General features: G+C 67.9%; 5 protein-coding genes. All 5 read right to left on the minus strand.

What is annotated here, in order from left to right; all coding sequences use genetic code 11:
• Positions 1-97 precede the first annotated feature (97 nt).
• The gene (locus OG842_RS45045; RefSeq protein WP_266738155.1) at positions 98-700 is read right to left on the minus strand and encodes a hypothetical protein; all 603 of its coding nucleotides are present in this window, start codon (positions 698-700) and stop codon (positions 98-100) included.
• 432 nt (positions 701-1132) lie between these two features.
• A complete protein-coding gene (locus OG842_RS45050; RefSeq protein ID WP_266738153.1) occupies positions 1133-1870 on the minus strand; it encodes a helix-turn-helix transcriptional regulator in 738 nt (245 codons plus the stop codon).
• Between the two features lie 17 nt (positions 1871-1887).
• Positions 1888-3630, minus strand: coding sequence for an ATP-binding cassette domain-containing protein (locus OG842_RS45055; RefSeq protein ID WP_266738151.1), 1743 nt, complete (start codon positions 3628-3630; stop codon positions 1888-1890).
• A gap of 903 nt (positions 3631-4533) precedes the next feature.
• Positions 4534-5931 (minus strand): asparagine synthase-related protein, encoded by a 1398-nt coding sequence (locus OG842_RS45060; protein WP_328512804.1) that lies wholly within the window; start codon positions 5929-5931, stop codon positions 4534-4536.
• Between the two features lie 220 nt (positions 5932-6151).
• Positions 6152-6274, minus strand: a complete 123-nt coding sequence (locus OG842_RS45065; protein WP_328512805.1) for a hypothetical protein — start codon at positions 6272-6274, stop codon at positions 6152-6154.
• Between the last annotated feature and the right edge of the window lie 604 nt (positions 6275-6878).

The raw sequence follows: 6878 nt of genomic DNA on the forward strand, positions 1-6878 counted from the left end.
TCGTCCTTCAATTCGCCTCAACCCGAGGTTGGAGAAGCCTCACTGGGTGAGGATTACCTGGTCAGGGGAGTGAGAGCTCCCAGCAGGGCGCAGCGAGTCAATGCAGATGACGTGTCCGAGCGAGGAAGCGTTCCCAGGTGCGGGCTGAGCCGCCGTGTTGATGGGCCAGGCCGGCGGCGATGCGGCTGATGGGAGTATCGCCCGCGGTGGCCAAGGCGTCGGCGGCTGTTTGTAGGCGTGGGTCGCCTTCGTACGGGTGGGCTTTGCGAGGGCCTTGCGGCTCGCCGGCGCGGCGACCGCCGCCTTTTCCTTGCCCGCGCGGATTGTCGCGGCGGTGCTCGATTTCATGGCGTGGCCAGACGCGAGCGCTCGCGCCTTTCGCCTCGCTCTCGGTCCGGAGCATCTGATTGTCGTGATGGAGCGAGGCAATGACTGTTGTCGCGGCGGTCAGCTGCCGGTTGAGCTCGGTGACCTCCGGCTTAGCCGCGGCGAGTTTTCGGCGAAGGTCATCGATGTCGGCGTCCCGGCGGGCCTCGCCGGGGGTGAAGCTGCCATGGGTGTCGATGTATGCGTCCCAGTCGGCCAACACCACCCTCGCCTGGAACATCGTCGCGGGGCTGACACCCGCCTCCTGGGCGAGGTTGTTCTTCGGGAGCCGGCCGTCGCAGTGCTGCGGCTTGCCTGCCAGGAGCCGGTCCATGGCGTCGCAACAGAACTGCTGACGCGGATCAGCGCGATTGATCTTGCTGGAATGGGTCTACCTCGTCGTCACTCTGTAGGCCGGCCTACAGAGTGACGACGAGGTAGACGAAGGGGTCCCGGACGGTTCTCCGCCCGGGACACCTGCGCCTGATTACAGCACCTTCACCAGGGCGTTCTCTTCCCAGCCGTCGCCGTCTTCGAAGTAGCCCTCCATTGCGGCGCTGTTGTCGGCGCCGGCCGCCGGGCACCCGCTGCAACACCCGAGCCGCGTTACACACTGACCCTCGTGGCCTCACTTCCAGACCGCTTTCTCCTCCGGTAGCGAGTACGGTGGGGGCGGCGTCTGGCTTGGGTTCGGTGATTACCTTTTGGCGGCCAGACGGCCAGGCGGCGGCTGGCCTGGAGGGCCGCTAACCCTCCTTCCCGAGCCTCACGGGGTCTCGGGGTCGGCCGCCTTCCTTTTTCCTGCGTCGAACTGCATCCTGGCTGCCTCCAAAGCGCGTTCGGCCGCCCATACGGGAAATCCGAGGCGGGCGTGGACCTCGCCAGCGGTCAGATCCGGATCCTGCTGCAGGATTCGGATGACCGCAGCCGTGCGCGCCCGGGCGAGGGCGCGCTGCGCAGTGTCGGCCGTGACACCGAGCTCGGAGGCCGCTCGGGCGGCTGTGATGGTTGGCTCACGCGCCAGGAGCTCGGCTGCCCGCACTGAAAGGCCGGCGCGAGGCGTCGTTTCGCGACTCCCTGCAGGCCGACCGGGGGAGGACCCGGGGCCAGGGCGTGCTTCGAGCCACTCAAGGACGTCGCCGCGACGCCAGTGCTCGACCCCGGCGGCATCGACGGGAGCCGGTCGCGGCTGCATACCGGGCAGGTTGGCGTACCGGTCCCACGTGCGGGGAGCCACGCCGACCAGGTCAGCTGCCTCGTTGCGGTCCAGTAGATCGTCCGGGCTGTCCTGCACCGGTAGCGGCGGCACGGGCAGACCGGCTCGGTAGGCGTCGATCTGCTCGCCATCCCACAGCAGAACCCGCGCCCGCAGCGAGCTGATCGGCTCAGGATGTCCGGGCAGTTTGTGCAGCTTCTGGTTGCTGAATGTCTTCGGTGTCTTGCCCGCCGCCGTAGCAAGGTCGGCAAGCGTTCGAACCAGCGCGGCGCGTCCGGCGCGGATCACGAGGCGCCCCTTCCCATTTAGTCCATCGGTGCAAGGTCATCCTGCTGCAACTTGTACAGCTCGGCGAACAGTCCGCCAGCCGCGACCAGGGAGTCAAAGTCTCCTTCCTCCACGATCCGGCCCCGCTCGAGCACGACGATCCGGTCAGCGAGCCGCACATTGGCCAGCCGGTGGGTGACGAACACCGTGGTGCGCCCGGCAGCCAGGCGACGCAGTCGCTGAAAGACGTGGTGCTCGGCGCGGGCGTCCAGGGCTGAGGTCGGCTCGTCCAAGACCAGGACCGGCGCGTTGCGGAAGAAAGCGCGCGCGACCGCAATCCGCTGCCATTGCCCGCCGGACAGGTCATGCCCGCCCCACCAAGAGCGCGCCAGCAGAGTCTCCCAGCCGTCAGGCAGGCGGCCGGCCAACTCCGCGGCGCCCGCCGCCTCCGCCGCGGCCACGACTGCATCGTCGCCCTCGACGCTGGCGCGGTTGCCCTGCCCCAGAGTGATGTTGTCCCGCAGTGACATCGGCCAGCGCGTGTACTGCTGCGGCACCATCCCCATCGACTCCCACACTCGGTGCGGATCCGCGCCGGCCAGGTCCACCCCGTCCCACGACACCACCCCCGTGCTGGGCAGGTACAGACCGGCCAGCATCTTCGACAGCGTGGTCTTGCCCGAGCCATTCTCCCCAACCAGCGCCACCACCTCACCTCGGCGCAGCTCCACACTCACCCCGCACAGCGCTGGCGCGGCGGCCCCTGGATACGTGAAGCTCACCTTGCTCGCGCTGATCACCTCCGGCCCACCCGGCGCCACCACCGCCGGCCCCCGCAGCGCGCGCAGCCGAGCCGCGCGCCGCAGGAATGCCGACCAGTCCTCGAGATACAGCGCGGCGCGGAACAGCTGCGCACCGGCCCGTACCCACGCATCGAGCGCTGCGGAGCAGGCCCGCACGCCCACGATTGCCGCCCCCGCAGCTGCCACCGGCAGAACACCCTGGACCACGAGCCATGAGAGCACTGCCCACGTGGCGCACAAGCCCACCACCGCGCCAGCGTCGCCGAGCAACCTGACCCTCAAGGCCTGTCGCACCGCGACCAGGTCTTCAGCCTCCAACCGCTGCGACACCGCCCGGTACCGGCCCAGCAGGAATCCTGTCATCGTCGACGCGCGCACTTCGTCCGCGCTGGCCCGGTCTGCGGTGTACGACCGCCACACGCTTCGCAGCCGGCTGTCCGACAACATTCGATGCGCTGCCGCGTGCTCCACCCGCGCCGCCTGGATCGCCCCCCAGCCTCGAGGCACGACCGCCAACACCAGCAGCGGCAGCAACGCCGGATGCAGCACACCCAGATAGCCGGCCACACCGACCAACGAAGCCGCAGCCCCAATCAATGCCTGGGTCGACAGCATCAACTCGCGTGTCGCCTCAGCACCTTTGCCAGCCGCCTCCAGCGCATCCTCGAACCCGGGATCCTCGTATGCCACCAACTCCACCGCCGTGGCCGCCTCCAGAACCTCCAAGTCCGCCTCTCGCGCCACCTTCGGCGCGAGCCGCGCCACCGCCAACTGCGCCAGTGCGTTCAGTCCGTACCGACCCACCAAGGCACCGACCAGCCACAGACCGACTGGTACCGCCGCACGCAGCAGGCTGGCAACCGGGTTCCCTTCGCCGCCCCCGGCAGGCAGGAGTACCTGCAATACTCGGGCGGCTGCGGCGAGCGCGGCCGCCGCAGCCAAAGCGGCGAGCACCAGACTGACCAGCAGCAGCACCACGGCCCGCCGATCCGCCCGCCACCCCAGACGCAGTGCCGTCCGAACTGTGCGCGGCACCTGGACTGCCATCGACCAAGTCGTCATCCGTGCAGACACTTCGGCGTACGGATCCGAACGCAGCCGCATTACCGGCCCCGCCGCTCCCCGGACAGCCTCGTACGGCCGTTCAGAAGCAGTCATTGGTCCTCATCCTGTCGTCTCGACGGTGGCCTGGAGTCGCAGCCGCGGGATACGCCCCGTACCAGCAGTGAGCGCCGTGACCCGCTCCCGTCATGCTGAACAGAGGCTTCGACACGGCCGACAGGGCGCAGCATGCGAGCAGAAATGAATGGTCATGAAACCCGGAGCGTCGCCACGAGACTTGATCGCTTTCACGGCAAGCTCTCTGTGCATGTCGCATCGGAAGTATTTCCTTTCTGAGGCGCAGAGTTGGGCTGAGCTGGCTCGAATGAGAAAGCTCAAGACCAGAGGAGAGCCAGGCAACGTCCATCGATAGCCTGACGAGCCGCAGCCTGACGAGCCGCCCTGAGCGCGCGCCGCGACGCATCCAGGCCTGACAACTCGCCTATCGAAGACACCCTCTCTCTCCGGCGCAGGGGTGTCCGGGCGCTGCGGGCTGAGAGGAAAGGCGAGGCGCTGCGCGCCCCGTGTGACGAAGAGAGCTGCCCCTAGGCGCACGGGGGAGCAGCAGGGCGGTAGTGGTAGGCACACTTCCCAGCGCGCGGCCTGCTCCGCAGGCACGACGCGCCGCCGCTACGCGGCGGTGGATGCTGCGGCGCTCCGCGCCACACCACCCGCTTGCCTCGCCGTGCGCTCCGCGCCCGCCATCGGAACCGCCGCTCGCGCGGCGGCGCACTGCGGCGCTCCGCCCCGCTCCCTCCCCCGAGAGCGGGGCGGAGGCGGCTACGACACGGACCGCAGAGCCAAGTGCAGAGCGATCGGCGCGTACACCGCAGAATGCGCCGCTGCATCCTGCACGCTGCGCTCGCAGTCCGCAGCCGTCGCCAACAATGCACGACGGTCGAGGTACCCAGACTCCACCAGTGAGGACCCATTGGCCATCTCCCGCAGCAGCGGCGGTGCATAGCGGTACAGACCCCTCGCCATCACGTCCGAGAAGTTCTCTCGCAGCGCCGCCCGTACGACGTTCGACGGAAGCCCATGACGGACAAGCCGCTCACGCATGAGCCGCTTGTCAGCCCGCCACACCTCCGGCAGCCAGCGCGCGAACCGCACCACGTGCGGATCAGCCAGCGGAGCAACCGGCCACAACCCCGCTCGCAGCAACGGGGCGCTCACCGCGCGCAGCGCCAACAGCGTGGTTTCTGGCACCGCCGTCGACGGAGCAATTCCCATATCGCGTTCCGCGTCCGCCTCCAGCGCAGCCGCACCCAGCCATGCCCGCTCCCGAGTCGGACGCTCTGTCCGTGTGGGAACAGCCATCAGCTCGTCTCCACCGAACCCCGTAAACACGGTGTCCACACCCCGCGCGGCCACGGCACTCGATAACGCCTCCAGCAACTCCACATACGGTTCCTCGTGCGCCGAGCACCGCCCACTCCACCGTGCCCCCTCAGGATGCAGCGGCACATACTCCAACGCGGGTACTGTCACATCACAGGCCAACCGACATGCCTCGGCCAACAGCGTCCGTCGCCCCATCTGCTGAACACCCGCCGCACCTGGCAGCGCCATCGCGCACGCCGTTACCGCATTCGGGTACAGCCTGCCGAGCGACAGTCCCACCGTGGCACTGTCCTGCCCGCCCGAAAGCTGAACCGCCGCATGCTCCGGCCGCCCCGGCCGCTGCTCCAGCACCCAGCTCAGCAGGGCTTCGAACGCGGCCACAGGATCCGCCTCCTCCGCTAGCTCCCGTGGCTGATCGCGGCCCACCGGCGCCGGATACCGCATTTCCAACCCGCCTGACGAGAACTCAGCCACGGACCCCACCGTCAGCAGATGAACGCCCGCAAACAGCGTTTCGTGTCCGTAGCGGGCCTGCCCCGTCAGCATCCGCGCCACTTCACGGCTTATCAACCGGTCACCGCTCAGATGCGCCCGAAGGTCCATCAGGTTCCAGGAGGCATCCAACCGATCGCCCGCACAGACCAGATGGACCGGAGCTACCCCGCCCGCTCCCGCACTGACTGTGAGCCGGTCGTGCTCCACATGCAGAACGACCGCACCCAACGGCCACTCCTGCCACTCAGCGAGCATGGCGGACAACTCACCACCTGACAGCGTCACCGGCCCGCCGCAGTCCCCGGACGACTGCGCGGAACGCTCCCGCACAGTGAGCATCCATGCGCTCCCGTCAGTTGCCGTACACGTCTCCAGCAGGGGGTGCGCGAAGGGCTCAATCCAACTGGTTCTGCTTGTCCACCGATTGCCGCTGTGCGTCCACTCCCCGGCCAGGTCGCGGAAAGTAACAGAAATCTTGATCACCACTTGCCTCTCAGCCGAAGGGGGCGGGCCCCGGGACAAATCCCGAGGCCCGCCATTTCATCGGAGCCGGGCGACGTCAGTTCTCGTCGCGGTATCCCTGGTCCTCAGTGCCCGCAGGCTTGTCCCGGTACTGGTCGGTTCCCTCCGGGACGATGACGCGAGCCGGGGTGGTGAACAGGTCCTCGAACTTGGGAGCCATGGCGGCTCTCCCTTCTGTTGGTGATTTTTTCTTGGCCGTCAGGGGCGCTACTCCCTGACAAAGAAAAGTATCGCACTTAATCCCTGTGGGCGCAAGAGTGTTGCCGATCCCGCAAGGCTCGTAATCGGGGAGGGTGTGCGTGCCGATTCCGCAAAGGAGCTGGGTTGTTTTTTGGCGCATTCTCAGGATGCGGAATTGGTGGGCTCGGGATTGCCTTCCGTGCTGATTCGACGTCAGTACTCGGATTCGGCGAGTTGGGGTTTTCGAGGGGTGGGAGAGGTCCCAGGTGGTGTGCCCTGAGTCCTAAAGCTAGCCGGAGTGGGAAATGACGCACGGAGTCCCGTGGTCTGATAGTGGGTCAAGTTCTGGCCTATCCTCCGTCAGGTTCGAGGCGAGCGACAGAGACCCCTTCTAGTAGCCAGCCGCCCGCGTAGCGGGCCTACTTACCAGGCGCGGAGCGGCTGGTAAGTGATCCGCCCTGGCGGATCGTCACGGTTGACGCGGAGCGTCTGCCGTGACCCTGGGCCGCGGAGTGGCCCAGCAACCCGGGTTGCGAAGCAACCCGGGAAAGTGCCGCGTAGCGGCACCGCGTCGCGGCTGCGGA

The sequence above is a fragment of the Streptomyces sp. NBC_00376 genome (assembly GCF_036077095.1).
GTDB lineage: Bacteria > Actinomycetota > Actinomycetes > Streptomycetales > Streptomycetaceae > Streptomyces.